This window comes from Sphaerisporangium rhizosphaerae (assembly GCF_042665155.1).
GTDB classification, from domain to species: domain Bacteria; phylum Actinomycetota; class Actinomycetes; order Streptosporangiales; family Streptosporangiaceae; genus Sphaerisporangium; species Sphaerisporangium rhizosphaerae.
Map to the genome: position 1 here is coordinate 73,544 of NZ_JBHTCG010000034.1, position 21,076 is coordinate 94,619.

At 69.4% G+C, this 21,076-nt stretch carries 23 protein-coding genes; 13 read left to right on the plus strand and 10 right to left on the minus strand.

The window, feature by feature from the left end; genetic code table 11:
- Window positions 1-93: 93 nt before the first annotated feature.
- The 3 genes from ACFQSB_RS33470 to ACFQSB_RS33480 all read right to left on the minus strand — a co-directional run bounded on the left by ACFQSB_RS33470 (window position 94) and on the right by ACFQSB_RS33480 (window position 2,086).
- The gene (locus tag ACFQSB_RS33470) at window positions 94-546 is read right to left on the minus strand and encodes a hypothetical protein (RefSeq protein WP_380830831.1); all 453 of its coding nucleotides are present in this window, start codon (window positions 544-546) and stop codon (window positions 94-96) included.
- 353 nt (window positions 547-899) lie between these two features.
- Window positions 900-1,760, minus strand: a complete 861-nt coding sequence (locus ACFQSB_RS33475) for a hypothetical protein (RefSeq protein ID WP_380830832.1) — start codon at window positions 1,758-1,760, stop codon at window positions 900-902.
- Entirely contained in the window at window positions 1,757-2,086 is a 330-nt protein-coding gene (locus ACFQSB_RS33480) for a PadR family transcriptional regulator (RefSeq protein ID WP_380830833.1), read from the minus strand. Before ACFQSB_RS33480 ends, ACFQSB_RS33475 begins: the two co-directional genes overlap by 4 nt.
- A 287-nt stretch (window positions 2,087-2,373) precedes the next feature.
- Between ACFQSB_RS33480 and ACFQSB_RS33485 the strand changes: the two genes are divergently transcribed.
- The 3 genes from ACFQSB_RS33485 to ACFQSB_RS33495 all read left to right on the plus strand — a co-directional run bounded on the left by ACFQSB_RS33485 (window position 2,374) and on the right by ACFQSB_RS33495 (window position 5,257).
- On the plus strand, window positions 2,374-3,018 hold the full coding sequence (locus ACFQSB_RS33485) for a recombinase family protein (protein ID WP_380830834.1): 645 nt from the start codon (window positions 2,374-2,376) through the stop codon (window positions 3,016-3,018).
- 259 nt (window positions 3,019-3,277) lie between these two features.
- Window positions 3,278-4,327, plus strand: coding sequence for a hypothetical protein (locus ACFQSB_RS33490; RefSeq protein WP_380830835.1), 1,050 nt, complete (start codon window positions 3,278-3,280; stop codon window positions 4,325-4,327).
- 438 nt (window positions 4,328-4,765) lie between these two features.
- Entirely contained in the window at window positions 4,766-5,257 is a 492-nt protein-coding gene (locus ACFQSB_RS33495) for a GNAT family N-acetyltransferase (RefSeq protein ID WP_380830836.1), read from the plus strand.
- Window positions 5,258-6,316: 1,059 nt separating this feature from the next.
- On the opposite strand, the gene ACFQSB_RS33500 is transcribed toward ACFQSB_RS33495, so the two are convergent.
- Window positions 6,317-7,786 (minus strand): pentapeptide repeat-containing protein, encoded by a 1,470-nt coding sequence (locus tag ACFQSB_RS33500; protein ID WP_380830837.1) that lies wholly within the window; start codon window positions 7,784-7,786, stop codon window positions 6,317-6,319.
- 316 nt (window positions 7,787-8,102) lie between these two features.
- Window positions 8,103-8,525 (minus strand): hypothetical protein, encoded by a 423-nt coding sequence (locus tag ACFQSB_RS33505; RefSeq protein ID WP_380830838.1) that lies wholly within the window; start codon window positions 8,523-8,525, stop codon window positions 8,103-8,105.
- A 236-nt stretch (window positions 8,526-8,761) separates the two neighbouring features.
- Between ACFQSB_RS33505 and ACFQSB_RS33510 the strand changes: the two genes are divergently transcribed.
- The 5 genes from ACFQSB_RS33510 to ACFQSB_RS33530 all read left to right on the plus strand — a co-directional run bounded on the left by ACFQSB_RS33510 (window position 8,762) and on the right by ACFQSB_RS33530 (window position 13,068).
- Window positions 8,762-8,965 carry a hypothetical protein gene (locus tag ACFQSB_RS33510; protein WP_380830839.1) on the plus strand — a complete coding sequence of 68 codons (204 nt, stop codon included), beginning with the start codon at window positions 8,762-8,764 and terminating at the stop codon, window positions 8,963-8,965.
- A 368-nt stretch (window positions 8,966-9,333) separates the two neighbouring features.
- Window positions 9,334-9,855 carry a plasmid mobilization protein gene (locus tag ACFQSB_RS33515; protein ID WP_380830840.1) on the plus strand — a complete coding sequence of 174 codons (522 nt, stop codon included), beginning with the start codon at window positions 9,334-9,336 and terminating at the stop codon, window positions 9,853-9,855.
- Window positions 9,852-11,345: a relaxase/mobilization nuclease domain-containing protein gene (locus ACFQSB_RS33520; RefSeq protein WP_380830841.1), complete on the plus strand. Its 1,494-nt coding sequence runs from the start codon at window positions 9,852-9,854 to the stop codon at window positions 11,343-11,345. Before ACFQSB_RS33515 ends, ACFQSB_RS33520 begins: the two co-directional genes overlap by 4 nt.
- A 245-nt stretch (window positions 11,346-11,590) precedes the next feature.
- Entirely contained in the window at window positions 11,591-12,613 is a 1,023-nt protein-coding gene (locus ACFQSB_RS33525; RefSeq protein WP_380830842.1) for a DUF6192 family protein, read from the plus strand.
- A 50-nt stretch (window positions 12,614-12,663) separates the two neighbouring features.
- A complete protein-coding gene (locus ACFQSB_RS33530; RefSeq protein WP_380830843.1) occupies window positions 12,664-13,068 on the plus strand; it encodes a hypothetical protein in 405 nt (134 codons plus the stop codon).
- A gap of 237 nt (window positions 13,069-13,305) precedes the next feature.
- On the opposite strand, the gene ACFQSB_RS33535 is transcribed toward ACFQSB_RS33530, so the two are convergent.
- From ACFQSB_RS33535 to ACFQSB_RS33555, 5 genes are all read right to left on the minus strand, one after another.
- Window positions 13,306-14,268, minus strand: coding sequence for a DUF2637 domain-containing protein (locus tag ACFQSB_RS33535; protein WP_380830844.1), 963 nt, complete (start codon window positions 14,266-14,268; stop codon window positions 13,306-13,308).
- A 604-nt stretch (window positions 14,269-14,872) separates the two neighbouring features.
- Window positions 14,873-15,682 carry a hypothetical protein gene (locus ACFQSB_RS33540; RefSeq protein WP_380830845.1) on the minus strand — a complete coding sequence of 270 codons (810 nt, stop codon included), beginning with the start codon at window positions 15,680-15,682 and terminating at the stop codon, window positions 14,873-14,875.
- Window positions 15,679-16,428, minus strand: a complete 750-nt coding sequence (locus ACFQSB_RS33545) for a ParA family protein (RefSeq protein ID WP_380830846.1) — start codon at window positions 16,426-16,428, stop codon at window positions 15,679-15,681. Before ACFQSB_RS33545 ends, ACFQSB_RS33540 begins: the two co-directional genes overlap by 4 nt.
- A 181-nt stretch (window positions 16,429-16,609) precedes the next feature.
- A complete protein-coding gene (locus tag ACFQSB_RS33550) occupies window positions 16,610-17,329 on the minus strand; it encodes a GntR family transcriptional regulator (protein ID WP_380830847.1) in 720 nt (239 codons plus the stop codon).
- A gap of 19 nt (window positions 17,330-17,348) precedes the next feature.
- Complete coding sequence (locus tag ACFQSB_RS33555) at window positions 17,349-17,888, minus strand: GntR family transcriptional regulator (RefSeq protein ID WP_380830848.1); 540 nt, start codon at window positions 17,886-17,888, stop codon at window positions 17,349-17,351.
- Between the two features lie 349 nt (window positions 17,889-18,237).
- On the opposite strand from ACFQSB_RS33555, the gene ACFQSB_RS33560 reads away from it, so the two are divergent.
- From ACFQSB_RS33560 to ACFQSB_RS33580, 5 genes are all read left to right on the plus strand, one after another.
- Window positions 18,238-18,612: an HIT family protein gene (locus ACFQSB_RS33560; RefSeq protein ID WP_380830849.1), complete on the plus strand. Its 375-nt coding sequence runs from the start codon at window positions 18,238-18,240 to the stop codon at window positions 18,610-18,612.
- Window positions 18,609-19,100, plus strand: a complete 492-nt coding sequence (locus ACFQSB_RS33565) for a nucleoside 2-deoxyribosyltransferase domain-containing protein (protein ID WP_380830850.1) — start codon at window positions 18,609-18,611, stop codon at window positions 19,098-19,100. Before ACFQSB_RS33560 ends, ACFQSB_RS33565 begins: the two co-directional genes overlap by 4 nt.
- Window positions 19,101-19,205: 105 nt before the next feature.
- The gene (locus ACFQSB_RS33570; RefSeq protein WP_380830851.1) at window positions 19,206-19,499 is read left to right on the plus strand and encodes a hypothetical protein; all 294 of its coding nucleotides are present in this window, start codon (window positions 19,206-19,208) and stop codon (window positions 19,497-19,499) included.
- 306 nt (window positions 19,500-19,805) lie between these two features.
- The gene (locus tag ACFQSB_RS33575; RefSeq protein WP_380830852.1) at window positions 19,806-20,897 is read left to right on the plus strand and encodes a hypothetical protein; all 1,092 of its coding nucleotides are present in this window, start codon (window positions 19,806-19,808) and stop codon (window positions 20,895-20,897) included.
- 67 nt (window positions 20,898-20,964) lie between these two features.
- On the plus strand, window positions 20,965-21,076 hold a 112-nt coding region (locus tag ACFQSB_RS33580), incomplete at its 3' end, for a helix-turn-helix domain-containing protein (RefSeq protein ID WP_380830854.1).

Sequence of the window (21,076 nt, forward strand, 5' to 3'; positions counted from 1 at the left end):
GGGGTGCATACCTACCCGCCCACAGGACCGGGTTGGCACTACGAGGGGGTGCCAGCCTCCCGACCTACTTCATGGGGAAGGGGGATGATCGCATCAGCGCCATGTGATGAGGAGCAGGAGAATCCACAATGCTGCTGCCAGCAGGGGCAGGAAGTACGTGACCAGCGGCAGGGACGAGATTCCCTTCATCCGCCACTGTTTCCTGAGCTGCTCGTACTCGGGGAAGACCTCTCGCTGTCGTGCGCGCAGCAACTCGTAGTAGCGCAGGTGCCGGTGCGCCACGTAGCCCCAGATCACCGTGAGGAGCAGGCCGAACACCGCGATGATCCTTACAGCCATGAGTGCCGTCGTGGTGCTGGAACCGCCCGTCTGGGTCGTGACTCCCAATACCAGCGTGTAGGCGACGATCAGGAGGGATTCCACCACCAGGAACAAATTGGCGCGCTGGAACAACATGGTGTCCAGATGCAGCGAGTGCTGCCACATGCGATCCATGGCGCCAGAATCCATCTGGATGGATGCATTGGACTGCTTCTCAATGGACATCTGCCGGCCTCCTCGCCAGAACTGTCTCCACCGCAAGTTCTACTGGCCAGGCCCTGGCGTCAACCAAGGGTCGTCCCTGTGGTCCCGTACGAGACGCCGCAGCTGCGTCTCTCCGAAGGTACCGGCGTGCCGTTCCGAGCGGCTCATGATCCGTTCCTCCCCCAACTCCTCCGCCCCCCAGCGAGCAGTCGAGGCCACGGATTCGGAGGAGGTCGGGGAGATCGTGGAAGGTGTGGTGCTCGACGACTCGCCGGCCACCGAGCCCGCCGTCGACGTCACTGCCCCTCGCTTCCCGTCTTGCAGTTGCGCATGACCGAGACGCCGCTCACACCCCCGCTGATCCGCCGGTGGCCCTACCCCACGGGCACAGGGCGGGGCCGGCGGCGGATCGCCGTCAGGGTGAGGCCTACGCACATCAGCAGGCTGCAGGCGATGCTCGCCGTCATCACGGCCACATAGCCCGGACGCGCCGCCTCCGCTCCGAGCAGCAGGAACGCGGTGGCGGGCACCCATCCGGCGACGGTCAGCGCGGCGCTGGCGGCGAACCCGGCCACGGTCCAGCGCAGCGCCGTGGCGGGTACGTCGTCCGACAGGGCCGCCGCCCGGCCGGCCAGGGCGAGCGAAAGGATCATCGGAACAACGAACCCACCGGTCAGCGGCAACATCGGCCCCAACGGCATTCCGTACTCCTGAACGGGCGGCAGGCCGTAGTAGAGGTACGTGATGGCCGCCATGGCGAAGCCGAGCAGGCCACCGATCATTGCCGTAGTGGGACGCCTGAGTCGCGCGGCGACCACCAGCGCCGACGCCTGCGCCAGGAGCACCACTATGGTGGCCAGGCCGAACAGCGAGGAGGCGGTGCGCAGGAGAGTCGTCGCAAGGGCACCGTGCTCGACGGCGGACCGCCAGACGGGCTCCCCGCCGGACGGGAACTTGACCGCGGAGTCCCACAGGATGGCCAGCAGGCCGCAGCCCGCAGCGGCCAGCAGCGGCGGCGGCAGCAGCCTCCGGACGACGTTCGGCCGCGCGTCGTACCTTCGGGGGATCAGATCGCGGTGGGCCCACGCGTCGATCGCCGCCGTGCAGAGGTCGGCGAGGGTCTCCAGGCGCACGGGGCGCGTGGCGAGCAGGTCGCGCATCTCGTCCCCGTAGCGGTGGAGCCACGCCCGGGGAAAGAGCCGGAGTGCGGCACCGGCCAGCCTGCGCGCGATCACGACAGGCCCCAGGCCGGGCCGAGGCGTACAGCGGCCGTTCCCTCGATGCGCCGGAGGGTGGCGATCTGCTCGCGCAGGGCCTCGCCGCCGGCTTCGGTGATGCGATAGGGCCGCCGCCGGGACTCGGCGTCCAGCGCCTCGATCCAGCCGCGCTCCTCAAGGCGCATCAACGCTCCGTACAGTGTGCCGGGCTCCAGGGATGTGCCCGAGAACTCCTCTATGTCGTGGATCATCCGGTACCCGTGCTTCGCCCCGTCCGCCAAGCTGATCAGCACCAGCAGCGCGACGTCGGTGAAGCGGCCCAGATCCGGTTGGCGGCGGCCCATCGGCTCTCCTCTCCCTGCTATTCAGTTTTACTTACTAAGTTGAACTGTGCAAGAGGGGCGGGTCGCACGCTCTGCAGAAGAGGACACGGGGCCGGCGACCCGCAAGGGCAAGCACGCCGTCGTCACCTTTCCCAGCCGAAAGTCGTCCCGGAAACGGTCGTTTACGGGACGGCTTCGAGCCGGATGGCTGGGAGTCGTGTTCGCCCAGGAAGATCCGTCCCGGAATCCGTCCAGAAACACCTGGTTGGGAGATTGAGTTGCGGGACCGTTTTCGAGACGATGGGCCGGTGAACACCTCCACTGAGCACGCCGCCGGCCATGCCGCAGCGGGGGCGAAGACGGGCAGCGTGCCCTCCAACGCGATCCGGGTCGGCTATGCCCGGATCTCCACCCGCACCCAGGACCACCTGTCGCAGATGGAGGCGCTGGCGGCCGCGCACTGCCGTCAGATCGTGGAGGAGACCGCCAGCACCCGCAAGGACCGGCCCAAGCTGCGCGCGACGGTGGCGGCGATGAAGGCCGGCGACACGCTGGTCATCTACAAGCCCGACCGCATCGCCCGCTCGGTGAAGGAGCTGCTGGTCTTCTTGGAGGACGAGCTCGCCCCGCGCGGGATCAACCTGCACATCCTGTCGGGCATCTGCGCCGGGGTGCATCGGCCCGGCGGGCGGAGCGTGGCAGACAAGATGCTGTTCATGGTCGCGGCGATGGCCGCCGAGATGGAACGCGACCTGATCTCCGAGCGCACCTTGGACGGCCTGGCGGCGGCCGCGGCCCATGGCCGCAAGGGAGGCCGCCCCACCACCGTCACCGACGATGTGCTGGCCATCGCCCGCGCCCGCCGCGCCCGCGGCGAGTCGATCACCGCCATCGCCAAACACTTGGGTATCGGCCGCTCCACGCTGTACCGGGCACTGGAGGACGACGCCTAGACCCCCCGCCTCTAGACCTAGACCCCTCACGATCCCCAGGGCCTCACACCGAGGCATTACCAATGACGATGGCGAGCGCTCCGCTTACGGCAGCCGCGATTCTCCGGTCCACTCGTCCCAGCCCGGCGACGGCGCTTGCTCGGCACGACAGCTGGCGATCTGCCCACCCCCGAGCGCCTCGCCGTCGGCTACGGTCACAGCGATCGTTTCGGCCATGTCCTCTGTAACGGTGAGCGCTTCCAACTCCGAGTAAGTGGCGATGAGCGATACCTCACCGGGCAAGCCGAGATGGACACGGCGGATGTGGCTGGCCGCTCGGGCTGCCGCCGTTGTGCTGGGAGCGGTGCTGCTGGTGGCGCCCTCGTTCACCGACTTCGTCGCCTGGGCAGCATCCCCGCAAGGGCTCGGGCAGCCAGCCTGGGGGGCGTGGGTGGTGGCGCTCGGGCTGACCGTCTTCCCGGTCGTGCTGGTCCTGAGGGTCGGAGACGGGTGGCGGGGTGATCATCTTTGGCGGCGGCGTCCTTGGGGGGCGTTTGTCGCCGCATGGGTGATCATCATCATCGGCGCGGTTGTCCAGTGGGAGGCCGGCCGCCCGTGGTCGGAGATCCTCATCAGGCCCGTAACGCTGGCCATCATGTTCGTGACCGCCGGCCCGGAGACCGTGCGCCGTTCTGTGGTCAATACCATCCGCCGGGTGCTGCAGGCACCCCTCGTGATCATGGCGTGGGTGCTGGACACCAGCAGGTCTCCCTACCGCAAGAAGCTCTCAGGAGTGATCGTGCTGGCAGGGTACATGTCCTGGGTTGCCGGGCGATTCTTCGACGCTGCGTTCGCTGACTTGTCCGCGTACTTCACGTCGATGTCGACCATCAACGACGTCTGGTCGTGCATCTATCTACCGCCGCAGCTGTCCAGCCAGATGGGGACACCGCTGTGGCTGCACGTCGCCTTCTCAGTGACCCTGCTCATCCTTCTGCTGTGGGCGCTTGGACTACTGGTCGCCGCTCGAGTGCTCCTGTGCGTGTACGTGGGCGTGGTCGTTGTCTGGAACGCTTGCCAGGCAGCGCGGCTGGGCGGCGTAAGGGCCTACACGGCATCGATTGCGGACATCGACGACATCTGGCAGCGCATCTATCTACCGCCGCAGCTGTCCAGCCAGATGGGGACACCGCTGTGGCTGCACGTCGCGTTCTCAGCGACCCTGCTCTTCGCTGTACTGGTGGTGTTCTTGCAGCTGGTCTGGTTGCTCCTCGTTCCTTCGTTTATGGAGCAGGAGCGCTACGGGCACCCGACCGCTTCCGGCAGGTAACCGAACAGAATCCTTGCTCTGACAGGTAAGCCCGACCCTGTGACGTGCCGAAAGCCGAATGGGACGCAGGCATCCCCGACAGGTGTGTCGGGTCCAGAATCATGCAGTGAACTTCGTGTGCTCGCCCAGGTCGCCGCAGCAGTGGCTCGGATTGCCGAAACCAAAGTCGGGTTGTCGCCATGAACTTTGTGATGAGGGCATGGAACGTCGCATTGGTGTGCGGGTTGCCGTCGGCGTGCCCACGAAGGAAGCGATCCCGGGGCAGTGTGCTCAAACCCCCTCGGGAGATCCCCTCACAGCAGACTTCGCCAAGGATCTTCGATCTCGGTCATCGCTACATACTCCAGCCGTAGATCGTTATGTGCCCTGGTCTTGGGATTGTCTGCCGCTGGCGGAAACTCAGATGATCTGAGCCCACCATCCGGTTAGGGTCGGGCGGTGCCCAAGCTGAAGCGGCTGGATGCTGGCCATGCCCCGGCGGTCCTGGCCTTCGAGCTGGAGAACCGCGCCTACTTCGCTGCCTCGGTCCCCGACCGCGGCGACGACTTCTTCGACAAGTTCACCGACCGGTACGGCTCCCTGCTGGCCGAGCAGGAGGCCGGCATTTGCGCCTTCTACCTGCTCGTTGCCGAGGACGGCTCGGTTCTGGGCCGGTTCAACCTGTACGACCTCGAGAACGGCACTGCTGAGCTCGGTTACCGGGTCGCGCAGCACGTCGCCGGACGCGGCGTGGCGACCGAGACCGTGCGGGAGCTGTGCCGGCTGGCGGTGGCGCGGCACGGGCTGCGCACCCTGCGGGCGGGCACCTCCCGCGAGAATGTCGCGTCCCAGAGGGTGCTGATCAAGGCTGGGTTTGTCCTGGTTGACTCGGCCGACCTCGGTGGTAAGTCAGGCCCCTGGTATCAGCGCGACTTGGTACTGCAGCGGTAGGCGTACGCGACCCCGCAGACGGGCCCTGATCGCCCGTCTGCGGCCCCCTGGAGCTGGTGTCCAGATCCCCTGCCCTGGCGGGATTGGCGGCCCACAGTGGCTCACGGCGATGGGCAGACCCGTACGGGAGTCGTTGTCGGGCGACCTGTTACGCAGAGGCGTCACGGGCAGCCCTGCGCGCCCGCCAGGCCGCAGTCCGGCAAGCGTGCGAGTCGTAGACGGCGTCTCGCCGGCGGGTGCGGGTGTGGCCGGGTACGAACCAACGCCTGCACACCGGACAGCACCGGGCCACCTGCTCCCGCCTGCCTGACACGAGCGCCATGATGATCTCGAAGGCTTCCAGCTCGTGACGGCGCCGGCGAGCGGCAGCAGCCCGGCACGCCGAACGGCAGTAGAGCGCGTCCGGGCGAGCGCCCATCAAGAGCGGCTTGCCGCAGTACCGGCAGCAGCGTTCACCGGTCATACCTTCACCGTAGGACCGCCCCCGACAAGCACCCGTCCAAGCCCCGCGCGACGTCGGCCGAGGAGGGACGATCGGCACACTCCGGTCCCCACCGCAGCAGGCCGGGGCCGATCGGCGCCGGAGACCTCCTACGTCGGCCCCCGCCAACGGATGTTCTGCGGCGGAGGGGCGAGCCCCATCAAGGGTGCTGCTGGCGCGCTCCCTGGACAGCGGCGATCCTTTCGCCGATGCGGTGGCGCATAGGCGTATTTCCCCTGGTCACATGGTTGTGGTCATGGAAGCAGGAGCGAATACTTGCTCTGAGGGGTTCCGTGTGGAGCTGGCGGGCTGACCGAGCGGCAGTTGCACAGCCTTGCACCTGTTGGCACGGTTTGCATCGACGCCGCAGATGTGAGGTACATCACAGCTCACCGTTCCGAGGTGTCCCGCCCGATACCGAGCCTGCGCCAGGCCCGACGACAGCTGAGGTCGGACGATCGGCACACTCCGGTACCCGCCGTAGCAGGCCGGGGCCGATCGACGCCGTGGGGCCTTCTACGTCGGCCCTCGGCATCGGGCGAGAGCGTGCGGCAGAAGCACCGCCTCACCCGCCCGGCTCACTCCCCTGCGGCCGCCTCCTCCGGCGGGGCCTCGCCCGCACCAGACGACCCCGAATTCGGATCCGGCACCGCGACGGCCACCGCCGGCAATAGCAGACCCGCCGGCGCCGTAGCCAGCAAACCCGTCGGTGGAACCTCCCACCGGTCCGGTCGGCTTAGGTCCACCGTGCCGCCGGAGAACCTCGCTTTGTCGAAGGCGACCGTGCCGCCGGAGAACCTTGCGAGGCCGAAGTTGACCGTGCCGCCGGAGAACCACGCACTGCCGAAGTCCACGATGCCGCCGGAGAAGGTCGCGCCGTCGAAGTGGACCGTGCCGCCGGAGAACGTCGCGGCAACGAAGCTGACCGTGCCGCCGGAGAACGCCGCGAAGCCGAAGGCGACCGTGCCGCCGGAGAACGTCGCGCTGCTGAAGTGGACCGTGCCGCCGGAGAACTTCGCGCCGCCGAAGGCGACTGTGCCGCCGGAGAACCTTGCGACACCGAAGCGGACCGTGCCGCCGGTGAACCCCGCGGCCTCGAAGTCGACCATGCCGCCGGAGAACGTCGCGCCGACGAAGTCGACCATGCCGCCGTAGAACCCCGCGGCCTCGAAGTCGACCATGCCGCCGGAGAACTTCGCGCCGCCGAAGCTGACCGTGCCGCCGGAGAACGTCGCGTCGCCGAAGTCGACCGTGCCGCCGGAGAACGTCGCGTCGCCGAAGCTGACCGTGCCGCCGGAGAACGTCGCGGCAACGAAGCTGACCGTGCCGCCGGAGAACGTCGCGTCGCCGAAGTTCACCACGCCGTCGGAGAACACCGCATGAGCGAAGTCGCCGCTGTCGAACACCACACCGGTGAAGTCCAGGTTGTGGCCCTGCCAGGACACCGCGGCGTCGTCGCGTAGGTGGGCGCCGATCAGGCGGATGATGGTGTGTCGAACCTCGCGCAGCCCGGCAAAGGCCAGCCGCTCGGCCTCCGGGGCGTCGTCGACCGGCTGTGGGGTGTAGGGCATCCGCAGGTAGGCGCACAGCACGTCGATGCAGGTCTGCCGCAGCTGCCGGGTCGGGGCGTCATCGGCCAGCCCGGCCAGGGCGTGCGCGCCGGCCAGTCGCACCGCCGGAGAGTCGTGGCCGAGTTGCCCGGCGGCGGTGGTGAACCGGTCGTTGTGCAGCTTGGTCGCCTCGCGCTGCTCCCCCCGAAGCGCGCGCAGCTCGACCTGGTGCGCGCGCTGCTCGGCCTGCTCGGCCAGCACCTGAGCGGCCTCGGCGACCTTCTGCCGCCGGTAGGCCACCACCAACGCCACCAGCCCGCCTACCCCCGCCACCACCGCGAACGCGATCTTCAACAGGTCGAACAACGTGGCCGCGCTCACCTGCGCCTCCGGGCGCAGCCCTTGCACGCCGAACAGCACCAACCCGCCGACGATCACCCCGGCCAGCAACACCACCGCGGCCGCCGCCGTGACCGCAAGCGCCGGACCGATGCCCATCAACCGCAACCCCGGCAGCTCCGCCGGTACCCGCGACGCCTGCGGTTCCGGCGGTCTACCGGTACCGGACTTCTCCGCCTCGCCCATACCGGCCCATACGCGCAGGTACCGGCCGTGTTACATAGCTACGTCTATACCTGCACGCGCACCGGGCGCCTCCCCGGAGCTTTCCAGGCTCCGCTCCGGGCTGAGATTGGACGATCGGCACACTCCGGTACCTGCCGTAGCAGGCCGGGGCCGATCGGCGCCGGTGGCCTCCTACATCGGCCCCCGGCACTGGGTGCGAGCGTGCGGCGGAAGCAGCAGCCTCTGCGTGCTAGCGGTGAGCCGGTGTCTCCAGCTTGAGCAGGCCAGCGTCGAAGGCGAGTTGGAACATCGCGCCCAACTGCACCGGCACCGTGTCCGGTGTCCTGGTCGACGAGCCGTCGTCCTCAGACACGGCCGCGTCCAGCAGATTCTGCAGCAGGGCATGGGTCTGGCCGAGCAGGTAGCCGCACATCATCATCTGCTCAGTGCGCGTGCCGCTCACTCGCGGCAGCGGCTGTTCGCGCAGCAGATTCCGCATAGCCTCCAAGCGAGCGGCGATCGCCTCGCTGAAGGCCGGATCGGCCGCCGCCCGGGCATAGATGTGCTGGCCGTAGCGGCGATACAGCGTCTGCACCGCGAAGGCGTCTTCCGGTTCCAGCAGTTCATCGTCCGGCGCGCCGTCTCGCGATCCCCGCAACCATCGCATGTTCATGGTCAGCCATCGTGAACGCGCCACCGCTCCCTGACAATCCCCCGCTGGCCCTGGGCGCCGCCGGCGCGAAGCGGTCAGCATTATGACTCTCGCCGCACAGGATTCACCTATGGCAGTCTCGGGCCGATCCCGGCCGCGAACCCAGTGCGCGCTCACCGGCCGCCCGACGCACCCGCCGGGCGGCAACACTCGCCGGAGGGACGGACTCATCTGTCCCCTGACCAGAGAGGGAAGCAGTGGACGAGACGGAACGCCTGAAGTCGCTCATCTTCCACACGGCGCAGGAACTGTGGGATGAAAAGGAGGCGCTGAGGAAGTTTCTTGGCGTGGTGCGGCGTAGCGACGCGTTCGCCGATCTGGCCGATGCGCTGGAAAAGATGCCCGTCAAGCCGGCGAACGCCACGTTCTACGGTGTGCGGAGCAGGGAGTTTCAGGGCTAGCTGTGGCTCGGCGCCGACGTCAGCGCTACGTGTGGTGCTTGCGGGCGCGACTAGCGTGCCGGTCCGCCGCGGACTGCAGGCGTCGATGCGCCCCGGTCCTGGCCGTCTTGCTGTCAGGGTGTTTCGCGGCCGTTGACTGCGCCCGCGCGGCCGCGGCCTTGTCGGTGATTCGGCTGCTACTCATACCTCCAGCCGTACCCGCCACTGGTGATCGACCACCAGTTCTGGCACGGAGTTCTGGCACAGCAAGATATGCGATCCGACGTCTGATCCTCGGCGAGACCTTCCCGGGCGCTGATCTTCCTCCTATCGTCGGAAGCGGGATGTCCCGCCATTCCGAGCGGGACGGGACGCGATGGGGCGGCAATGTGACGAACGACGCCTGGCAAGAGGACCGGGACCATACTGCCGGCGAGGGACATCGCCGGCCATTGCGGCAGCGACGGCAGGAGGGCGGCCGGCCACACAAGCACACCGTGCGGTTGTCGGATGCCGAGCAGGACATCATTGCCGCCCGGGCAGCAGAAGCCGGGGTGAGCGTGCCCCGGTTCCTCGCCGAGGCCGGGCTCGCCGGCGAGGCGGGCGCGGCGAGCGAGCGACGTGCGGCGGCCGCCGAGCTGCTGGCGGTCCGACGGATGCTCGCCACGGTTGGCGGGGCCCTGGACCAGCTCTCCGCGACGGCTGGCGCGACCAGCGAGGCGCACGATGCCCGGGCGATGTTGCACACTACCGAGCGGATCCTGGCTCGTCTGGACGAACTCACGGCCGCCTACGGACACCTTGGCCTGCCGGACGGCCTGCGCCCCGAACGCGGCCACGCCGCCGACGACCCGGCCGCCGACGGCGAGGACCTGGTCGACGTCGACGTGGAAGGCGTGGCGGCGCGGTGAACAACTTCATCTCCCCCGCCCGCGGTCGGCACGCGGTCGGCCTGGTGCGGTACCTGTTCGGCCCGGGCAGCAGCGGCGAGCACACCGACCAGCGGATCATCGCCGCTGACTCGGTCCTCGGCTACGCCGACGGCGTGCGACTGGACCACGTCGACGACACCCACCTGGTCTACGCGCTGGGCCGGGACATGGACTCCCATCGCGTCCTGCTGCAGGCGCATCCGGCTGGCGGGTGGGTGTGGCATTGCGCGATCAGCCTGCCGCCCGAGGAAGCCGGTCACCTGGACGACGAGCAGTGGGCGCACATCGCCCGCACCGCCATCACCTGCCTGTGCTTCGACGCAGACAGTGCGGCCGGGCGGGTGCCATGCCGGTGGCTGGCCGTCCACCACGGCCTGTCGACCGGCGGCAACGACCACATCCACCTGATGGTCAACCTGGTCCGCGAAGACGCCACCACGGCGTCGACGTGGAACGACCGGCGCACGATGAGCCGACTGTGCGCGGACATGGAAATGCGCTACGGCCTGAGGCGCGTGGAGGGCCGCCCGGGACGAGGGATGCCTGGCTACTCCAAGGCCGAGCACCAGCGCCTGAAGGCCGGGCTGCAGCTGCACCGCCACCGCGCCGCGCGCATCGTCCGCGCCTGCGCCCTGGCGGCCGTCAGCGAGGCCGAGTTCGTCGCCCTGGTCCGCGACTGCGGGCTGCAGGTGCGGCCCCGCTACAGCGCCGACTGGGCGGCGGTGACCGGCTACAGCGTCGGGGTGGCCGACGAGCACGGCACGGTGGCCTGGTACGGCGCCGGTGGCCGCCTGGCCGCCGACCTCACCCTGCCCCGTCTGCGGGAGCACTGGCCCTCCCCCACCCCACACGCCGCCGCCGGGGCGCTGGCCGAGTGGCGCCGCCCATCAGCCGCCGGGCGTCGGCGTCCGCAGGCGAAGGCCTCGGCGGGGTCGTGGATCACGGCTGCGGGGCGCATCGAGCAGCTCGCCCACCGGCTCGCAGACACACCACACGATGACGCGACGACCTGGTCGGCCGCCGGCCGGGATGCCGCCGCGGTGGCGGCCGCGCTGGCCACCCGCATGGAGCCCTCGGCCGGGCCGGTGACCGAACTGGCCGACCTGCTCGCCCGAGCCGCCCAGACCCCGTCCACACGGCTCCGTAGCGATGTCCTGGGCGACGAGATGCGCAGCGCGGTCACGGTCGCCCACCAGGCCCCGCACAGTCCCGTGTGGACCGTGCTGCTGCACGCCGTGACCGCCCTGGCCGAAGCGATCGCCGCCCGGCGGCAGACCGGCCAGCCCGCTCTGGCGGCCGAACTCGCGGCCGCCGTGCCCCGCGTCCAGGTGGCCTATCCCCCGCCCAGTGCCCGCCTGCTGGCGGCCTACCACCGCCCCGGGAGTGCCGCGGCCAAGCCTGCTCCTGCTGCCCGGCCGCCCGCCGCCGGTCCACCTCGTCCCGGGCGGCGCCCCGGCCCGGCACGCTGAACCTCTCCTCTAGCGAGCGCGCCGCGCCGCTCGCAGGCCGATCAGCGATGCAAAGTGCATTTCGCCTGGTCAACGTGGTTGTGGTCATGGAGATAGGGGCGAATACTTGCAGCTGAGGGGTTCCGTGTGGAGCTGGCCGGTTTGACCGGACGGCACCCATCGAGGCCAGATACCACGGGGTGCTCGACCGCGACCCGGGCCGGCGACCCACGCAGACGATCAACGTCCTGCGGAGGGGGCACACCGTGGCGGACAAGATCGGGAACGTTACCCAGCGCCGATTCGACGAGATGGTCGACCAGGCAAGCGACATGGTGCGGAAGATCGGCGTCTACCAGTTCGCCATGGGGGACATGGCGCTGGAGATCGAACCGATGCGCCCTCCCCGCACAGGGCGAAACGAGGGAGTCCGGGCCTCGATGCGGCTGTTCGCCGAGGAGATCGGCGAGTCGGTCGGCACAGTGCTGACATGGCGCTGGGTCGCCAACGCGTGGCCGGCGGACCAGAGATGTGAGGATGCCAGCTACACCGTCCACCGCGTGATGGCCTCTCACCCTGACCGGTTCATGCTCGTCCGCGAGCCACCACTGGCTTGGCGCGGCCGCCGCCGCTGGACCGAGGAAACCGCGGCCAAGGCCGTGGGCCGGGTCAGCACCATCACCCCCTACCCCTTGTCACCCGCCGTGGTGTTCGCCGACTCCTTGCCCGACCCGTTCCCTGACGACGAGTCGTTGTCGGATGACATCGAGGCCGCGGAGGACAAGTCGTTGTCAGGCGAGGTCGTGTCCGTCGGTGAGGAGTCGTTGTCGGGCGACATGCTCCCCGCCGCTGACGCGACCCAGCAGATCCACCAACTACCCTCCGACGACGCTGCGGCGTCCACCATGGTCGCGGAACTGCTCAGCCGGCCGGAGGTCGCCGGCCGCGTCATGGCGGACCCCAACACCCGACGCCAGCTGTACCAGGCGCAACATGACCATGATCAGCAGGTCCAGGAAGCCGCTCGGGAACGAACGCCCGCCATCAAGCACGTCGACCACTCCATTCACTTCCTGGACCTGATCGGCACCGGCCACGCCTTCGTCGCCGGGATCAACCGCCTCATGCCGCAGATCAAGGACAACCCGCTGGCCCAGGGCGAACGTGACGCCATCCACCACGTCTTGGACCAAGCGCAGGCGGCCATCGACTTCTGCCGCAGCGTGATCAACGTCGGGCACCTGACCATGGAAGAAGAGTGGGCCAAAGTCAACGAGGAGGAGCCATGACAACCCCCCCACGCCGACCACGTCGGTCACGCGCCGAATCAGGCGAAGAAGTGCTGCGCCAACTGCTGCTGGTCGCCCCGGCCGGGCTGTCCAGAGCGGCGCTTCTGGAGCGGATGGGCCCCACCTACAGCCTTAGCCAGGTGGCCACAGGCACCGTCTGGGTCAAGGAGGTCGGGGCCAGCCGCGAAGGGCGTCCCTTCACCTCCAACCGTAAGAACGGCAGTGGTTTCCCTGACGACGTCCAAGACTGGATCGGGTACGAAATCAGCCAGGGCCGACGCGCGTACACCACCCTAGACCGGCTGCTGAAAAGCACCGTGGACCCGCACATGCGACGGCACCCCGAGGACCCGATCGTTCGCGGGCTGCACGAACGCATCACCAACGCCGTACGGGAAGTGGGGATCGCGCTGGAGGAGCTGAAGCACCCACCAGCCACACCAGCCAGCGTCTAATGCCCGCCATCTCGGAGCCGAGACACTACTGGCATCGGCCACCAGGAGTGCGCCTGCGACCGACGGCCGAGGGTACAAGTCTCTGGCCTTGGTCCAGCCCTCAGGATGTGCCCTCTCGTCAGGGCCGCTGGTCGCGTTCGGCTGGCGCACACAGGAGCGCATCGACGCAGGAGTGCATCCGGGCGCTCGACTCGCCCAAGCTGTGGGACCGGATGGGCACGCTACGACTGCGGGTTGTCAGACCGAGTGACCGTTGCCGTTGAGTACCTCGCGGCGGTACTTGCGGCCGGTGCTTTCGTGTACGCCGAGCGCTCGGGCGAGCGCAGCCCCGGTCATGCCCGGGTCCTGGGCGAGCAGGCCCGCCACCATGGCTCGCCGGTCCCGCTCGCTTTGAGCATCGCGCATCGGCTCGTCACCGTGCGTCGGCGAGGCCGCCCTCGGATTCGGCTCGGTCACCGGCGCGGTCGGCTCGTCTACTTGCGATGCCGGCTCGCCCGAGTCGAGTGCCGCCGCTACGGCAATCGGCCGAGCCGCTTCGCTCGCCCGCTCCACGGGCGGCGCGCTCGCTCGCTCTGCCTGCTCGCTCGGGTCCGCGCTCGCCGCTCGGGTCTCGCCGCTCGGGGCGAGCGCTCGCTCCCGCTCGCCCGAGCCGTTGTACGCGCGGCGCGGCTCAGGCGAGTCGGCGAGCGCGCGCTCAGGAAGCGCTCGGTCAGGAAGCGCGCGCTCGGGGCGCGCTCGGTCAGCGGGCGCTCGCTCGGCTCGGTTGACGAGCGCTCGATCGGCGAGTTCGCGGCCCGAGCGGACCACCCACATGATGAGTTCGTAGGAGATGACCAACGCGATCGCGGGCCACGCGGCGAGCGCCGCGGCGAGCGGGCCGCGCTCGATGCCGTGCAGGATGTTGGCGGCGAGCGTCGCGGCGATTCCGAGGGCGAGCGCCCACCGAGCCAGCGCCGGCACCTTGAGCCGGTAGCGGGCGCACCACAGCAACACCATGGACGAGGCGTAGATCATGCCGTCCACGGTGGCCGGCACCAGATGCGCCGACATCTCGTCCTCGGCGCCGTACTTTTCGATCACCGCCACCGCGTGCCAGTACGACACCCACGCCGCCACCGCTGCTACGGCCAGCACTACGACGGTCATCGACACCCGGATCAGCTGATCCCCACCCCGACGGGCTTGTCTGATCTCGCTCACCTGAGGCATGCTCCCATGTCCGATATGCCCGTGTGCCTGGAAGCGTCATAAGCGAGACCCGGACCCGCGCGAGCATCGCGACACGGACCGGGGATCGACGGTGCCCGAGCGAGCCGCCGACTCGTCACCGCCTCGCTGAGCGCTCGCTCCGAGCGGGGGAATCGCCAGAGGCGCGCTGAGCGCGCGCCCAAGCGCTCCCTCGAGCGCTCGCCCCGAGCGGGTGAGCGAGAGGGGGTCGCTGGGCGCGCGCCCAAGCGCTCCCTCGAGCGCTCGCCCCGAGCGGGTGAACGATGAGGGCTCGCCGAGCGCGCGCTCCGAGAACGAGAGGGGCTCGCCCGGGCGCTCCCCCGAGCGCTCGTTCCAAGCGGGGCAATCGCTAAGCGCGCGCCGAGCGCTCCCCCGAGCGCTCCCCCGAGCGCTCGTTCCGAGCGGGGAGCGAGAAAGGCTCGCCGAGCGCTCGCTGGCGCGGTGAGCGCGCTCGGTGGCGAGCGCTCGCTGGGCCGTGGCGAGCGCGTCGATGCTCTGGGATGGAGTGGCAGCGAGGGGGGCCGCCACCCCTCCGTTGTTGATCTTGTCTACCAAAAGCAGAAGTTGGTAGACAAGATCAACGCTGCTCGTTGTCGGGCACCAGGTCCGCTTCCAGTTCCGCGGCCGCCTGTCGGAAGCGCGCTGCGAGCTGCCGTGCTCGATCCGGGGCCTCCAGAGCCACCTGGCGCAGGCCCTGGAGGTCTTCCAGGGCGCCGAACACGGGCTCGTAACGCGCCCACACCGGCACGGGCTGCTTGTCGTCGGGCGGCTCGATGGCGGCCCGGTAGCCCAGATCCGCCGCCGCACGCTCGAGAGCGGACCCCGACGTGCGGCCACGTTCCTCGGCGAGCTTCCATACCTGCTGCGCGGCCTCCTCACCGAGGGCGTCGCCGACCGGAAGGATCGCGCGAAGCTGCCGCTCGTTCGGCACCTCGCCGGTGACCCCCTCCAGCCATTTCATCGCACGGACGGAGTCGATCAGCTGGTACGCGCGAGGACGCGACATGTCCCACCGGTCGGCGACGTACCGCTCGAACGAGGAGAACCCCGCGGTCTTGTAGAGGCCGTTGTCGCGGATCTCCTTCAGCGCCGGGCCAGCCGTCAGGCGCCAGTACCTCTCCGCCTCGGTGAGAGCACGCTCCACCTTCACGCGTGCCCGCGAGATGAGGCCCTCGTAGTGAACGAACTGCTCGGCAGGGTCCTGCGCGGCCGACGGCGTGAACTCCGGTTCCTTCGGCAAGCCGGTCGACGGCGGTACGACGGTCCCGCTGACGACATGCTCGACGGCGGCGGGCGCGGCCGGCGCGGACACCCGTTCGGGGGCCGCCCTGTCGGCCTGGCCGACGTTGAGCGCCGCGAAGCTCGTCCGCCTCCCCGCGCCCTTCATCGGCTGCTCCGCTGACCGAGCTCGAGCGCCAGCCGATAGAAGTCCTCGCGAGCCTCCATCGCGACCCGGTTCTTCGGGTACTGCGTGACGACCAGGCCCTCGGCGCTCGCCCGGGTGTGGATCTTGTAGTGGCGGATGACCGTGCGGGACAGCGGCCATCCCTGCTGCAGGATGAACTCCTCGGTCTGCTCCAGGTCGGCGCGGCCGTCGCGCGGGTCCCAGTTGTTGATGACGACGAGGAACGACAGCCCGCGGGGCTTGACGACCTTCTCGATGGTGTTCCACGTCGGCTGGAACCCCAGAGGCTCGGGCTCGACGGGGACCAGTACGTCGTGGGTGCTGTCCAGCACGACGCGCAGCGCCTTGGCGTCGTCGCCGCTGCCGAGCGGGTCGGCCGAGGAGCCGGACCCGGACAGGTCGATCCAGCCCGGGGTGTCGACAACGACGTTCCCGACGCCGGCCAGGTCCGGCATGGTGGCCAGGCCGGCGACGTCGTCGTGGGCCTGGATGAAGTCGAACGGCAAGGCGCGGGACTCCGCACGCGCCGGGTCGCTCTCGGACAGCTCCTCGAAGACCCGGGTCACCTGGTCCGACCACCAGGTGGCGGAGCCTTGCGGGTCGATGGAGACGGCGACGGTCTTCTCGTCGGGATGAGCGGTCTCGGCGAGGACGGCTGCGAGGTTGACCGCGAGGGTCGACTTGCCGACGCCGCCCTTCTGATTGAGGACCGTCGTGACCTTGGCCATAAGAAATCCTGTTCCGTGTGCTTCCCAGCCGCAGGCTGGTACTTCGGATATCGGTAGACGACTATCCCAAGGAAACGACGCAACAGGAAAGAACCTGGTGAGGACACGGCGCGTCGGCGTCCCGCAAGGTGTGCGCAGGTCGGAGATGTTCTTCTACGTGGTCACGCCCGGGCCGGTCCCGCTATGAGTCTTGGTCGGGGATGGTCTGCCGGTACATCAGCTCGTAGAGGTGACCGCCCTTGATGAGGATGGACACCTCGACCGGGCGGGCGTCGTCGGAGTAGACGACGCGGAACCGGCGGAACACCGGGATCCCCTCGGGCAGCTCCAGCATCTCCGCCTCCTTGACGGTGGGAGGGCGGACGGACAGGCGGTCCGCGAACTCCCGCTCGGGATGACCGAGCTTCGCCAGGACGGCGGGCGCCCCTCCCGGCACCCGTCCACGACGGGCCAGGGCGCTGCCGGCCACGAGGCTGAGCGGGTAGTACGACCAGGAGACCTCGACGGGCTCCTCGTCCCGCAACGTCAAACGGTGCCGCAGTACGGCGTGGTCCTCGCCGAGTTCGGCGGCGACGTCCTTGGGCGCTTCGACCTCCGCCACGTCGAGCAGCTTGTAGGTGACGCCTCGCTCGGCAGGCTCGAAGTAGGCCGCCGTACGCACGAGGAACGGCCGTCGATCTCGTACGAACACACCCTTGCCGGCTTGGCCGTACGCGAATCCCTCCGCCTGGAGGAGCTTGGTGGCGTTGTGCGCGGTGGCGGGAGCGGCCGAGTAGGTCTCCGCGAGTTCGGCGGTCGAGGGAAGCTTCGCGCCCGGCTCCAGATCTCCAGACATGATCTTTGCCCGAAGGTCGGCGGCGATCTTCAGTTGCGGGGGCCGCTTGTCCGACTTCCGTGCCACGTGATGATGCCCTTTCCGATCACAGGGTTGTGTCATACCGCAGGTGGCGCCCCGCCGCGAGCATCTTCATGTCGCTGACCTCGACCGGCGTGCCGTCTTCCGTCCGCAGCGTCCGCAGTACCACCAGGACCCACTCACGTGAGTCCATCCCAAGCATCTGCCGCTCCTCGTCGGAGGGAGGTCGGGCGGAGACGTCCTCCTCGGCGCTCCGGGGCTGGTACCCGAGTTCGTGCAGCAGCGTTACCGCCCCACCGCGGATCTTGCGCTTCTCCGCCAGCCCTGTCCCCTGGGCGATGTCGAGGGGGTAGTAGGAGTCGGCGAGCTCTACCGGCTGGTCGTCAAGGAGTACCGTTCGCCGGCGGACGATCACCCGGCTGCCCGGGGGGAGTTGAAGCCGCTCGGCCACCTCTCTAGGAGCGACGGCTTCCACCACCTCGCGGAGGAGATGAGTACCGGTGCGACCGTGCTGAGCCGCTTCCTCGGACCAGGCATCCCCCTGGCCTCCGGAGCGAGGGCGGACGTACGGCGTGGAGGTGCTCACCCATGTGTGCTCGCTCAAGCCGCCTCCCGGGTGGTCCAACGCCGCCCACACACTTCGTCACCTTACTCGGCAGGCAGTAAGGCATTGAGGGCCGGGCCTTCCGTGCGAATCGTACAACCAGCCTTGATGGCTTCCATGGATGGCAGTAAGCGCTGTCATGAGCGTCCAGAGCGTTGTACGTCCGGTTGCGAGATCGGATCGGGGCTGCCGCGCGCAAGGTCGGCAGGCGCGGATGGGCCACGACCGAGAAGTGAAGGGAGGAGCCTGGTCAATGATCCATGGCGTTTCGCGACTGCTAGAGGCCGTCCACCCCACCTGCGGCCCCATGTTGTCCGCTGAACCCATCAACGCCGACCGAAAGGACGTCATGCACTCAGCAGCCTGCGTGTTCTGCGACATCGTCGCCGGCCGCGCCCCGGCCACGGTGCTGCGTACCTGGCCCGACACCATCGCCATCAGCCCGCGTCACCCCGTCGCACCCGGCCACCTGCTGGTCATCCCCCACCCCCACGTGATCGACGTCGGCCAGGACCCCGAGGTGTCGGCCACCACCATGGCCCGCGCCGCCGAGCTCGCCGCCGGCCTGCCCGCCTGCAACGTCATCACCTCCCGCGGCAAGGCGGCGTCGCAGAGCGTGTTCCACCTGCACTTGCACGTCGTCCCGCGCGCCGACGGAGACGGACTGCCGCTGCCCTGGACCCCGCAGCACGCCGCCCGCGCCACCTCGGGGAGTCGGGCATGACTCTCACCGTGGTGTGGGCGCGCGAACCCATCCCCACCGCCGGCCCCAGTGTCTTCCTCGCCGGTCCCACCCCGCGGACGGGCACGGTGCCCTCCTGGCGGCCGGCCGCGATCGCCGAACTGGACGCCCAGTGGACCGGCCCGCAGCCGCTGACCGTGCTCATCCCCGAGTCTCGGGGCGGACAGCGCGCCGCCTGCTACGACGACCAGGTCGGCTGGGAGACCGAGGCCCGCGCCACCGCCGACGCGATCGCGTTCTGGATTCCCCGCGACCTGGCCGACCTGCCGGGCTTCACCACCAATGTGGAATTCGGGCTGGACGTGACCACCGGCCGGGCGGTGCTGGGCTGCCCGCCGCACTGCCCCAACCCCGAACGCAACCGCTACCTCATCTGGGTCGCCCACCATCACGGCGTTCCGGTCTGCGACACCCTGCCCGCCACCATCACCGCCGCCCTGGCCTTGATCCGCACATCGACCCACCGCTAGCACGACCGTCGCCTACCAGCGTCGCGACTCCCGCCACGAAAGGAGACACCTACCCATGCCCGCCGACCCGAGGAATCAGACCGACCACGAGAGCGCAAGCTCGGCGTGGGCTTCGCCAAGGCCAACCAGCTGATGGACCAGCTCGAAACCCACCGCGTGGTGCCTCCGGCCGACGGATCCGGGGCTAGAGCGTACTGTCCGCCGTCGCGGTGCTGGTGCGGCCGGTGTATGACCGTAGAAGCGCAGGTCAGCGCACCGTGGGTGGATGAGGGATGCAGGCGGGCGGGAACCGATTCGGTTTCCGCCCGTCGACGCACGGTCACGAATCGCGACACGCCCGCGCCTACAGGCCGTCAACGCGCACGTCGCGCCCGGGTTCCTGGCATGCTGTGGCGTTGACTCGATCTCAAACCTGCCGAGCAACACCAGGAGTCACTCAGGACAAAAAAGAAGCGCCCCTCATGAAGGGGCGCCCCTAACCAGTCAACTTCACATCACCCTACGTCTTTCGACGTTCTGCTCCCTTTGCTTGGCCGGCGAAGAGCGGAACGGCGTACCGACGTGTGTTCTTACGTCTGGAGACCGACGATAGCAGCTCGCCAGGCGGTCAGCCCACCATGCCCGGACGACACGCCGGGCGGTCTCACCGCTTCCCACCCCCGCCGCAGGCCTGCGGCCGCCGCTGTGGCCGCCGGACCAGCCTGGATGTCCTCGCGCCGGCTGGTCATCGCCCGGGCGCTGCCCGAAGGGGCTCGCCGTGCCGCCTCCCAGGGCGTGTGGGTGCATGCGGTGCAGTCCCATCCCGACGTCGCGACGCTGCGCGCGGACGCGCACCGCAACCTGATGGCGGTGGTGTGGACGCTGGCCCGCCATGCCGACTGGACGACGCTCACGACCCGCCCGACGTGGGCGGTGCTGATGGAGCGCACCGGCCTTGGCCGCTCCACGGTGGCGGCCTGGCTGGCCTGGCTGCGCCGGGCCGGGCTGCTGGGCACCGTCACCCCGGGCACCACCGTGCGCTACCGGCGCGGCACCGCATGCGGCCTGCTGGACGACGGCCGCGGCAACGAGGCCGCCGAGTACGTCCTAGCCGTCCCGGCCGTCACCTCTCGCGCTGACGCCTGCCCAGCTCAAAGCCCTGTGGAGGAAACTCGGACCCCCTCTTGTCCCCCGCAGGGGGACAAGAGTCCCGCCCTACGCGGGCGCGCGCGCGAGGCAACCAAGATCAACGACACCGACCCCGATTGGCCGCTGTCCGCAACGCCGGCGACCAAGCGCGACATGATCCAGGCATGCCGGACCGCCCGGCGGGCCGACCTGACGCTCAGGCGGGTGTCCGACCGGCACCTCCGTAGCCTGCTCAGGGCCGTATTCGCCTGCGGAGCCACCCTCGGAGACGCCATCCACATGATCAACCACCTGCCGGACGGGAAGCCCTGGACCCTCGCCGGCACCCCCCGCTACCTGCCCGGATGGATCCGGCACCGACTGTCGGTATGGCTCGACGAGCACGGCCGGCTCCGCCCCGGTGTGCGCCTTCCCAGCCACGAGCGCAGCGCGGCCGCCCAAGCCCAACTCGCCGCCCAACAGGCTCGCCGCGAGCGACACACCCGCGCCCTGGCGGCCGCCGCACTCGTCGACGTCCACCACCACGCCAGTCAGGCCCGCGCCATGCTGGCCGCCCGCGGCATTGGTCAGCGCTACCTGCCTGACAAGCCGCGGTCCGTCTCGGCCCCAAGCACCGACCTTTACGATGTAAAGTCCGATGCTTGGGGCCGATCCACCCGGGTGGGGTGACCCTGAACCAGATGACGGCCACGACAGCCCTTTGCGAAACGCGTAAGCCTACGCTAACGTATTTCGAGTGATCGACGCCCTCTCCGCAGCAGCCGAGCCGACCCGGCGACGCCTGCTGCAGCTGCTGGCGACAGGTCCGCGGACGGTCAGCGAGCTGGCCGAGCAGTTCACGGTGACCC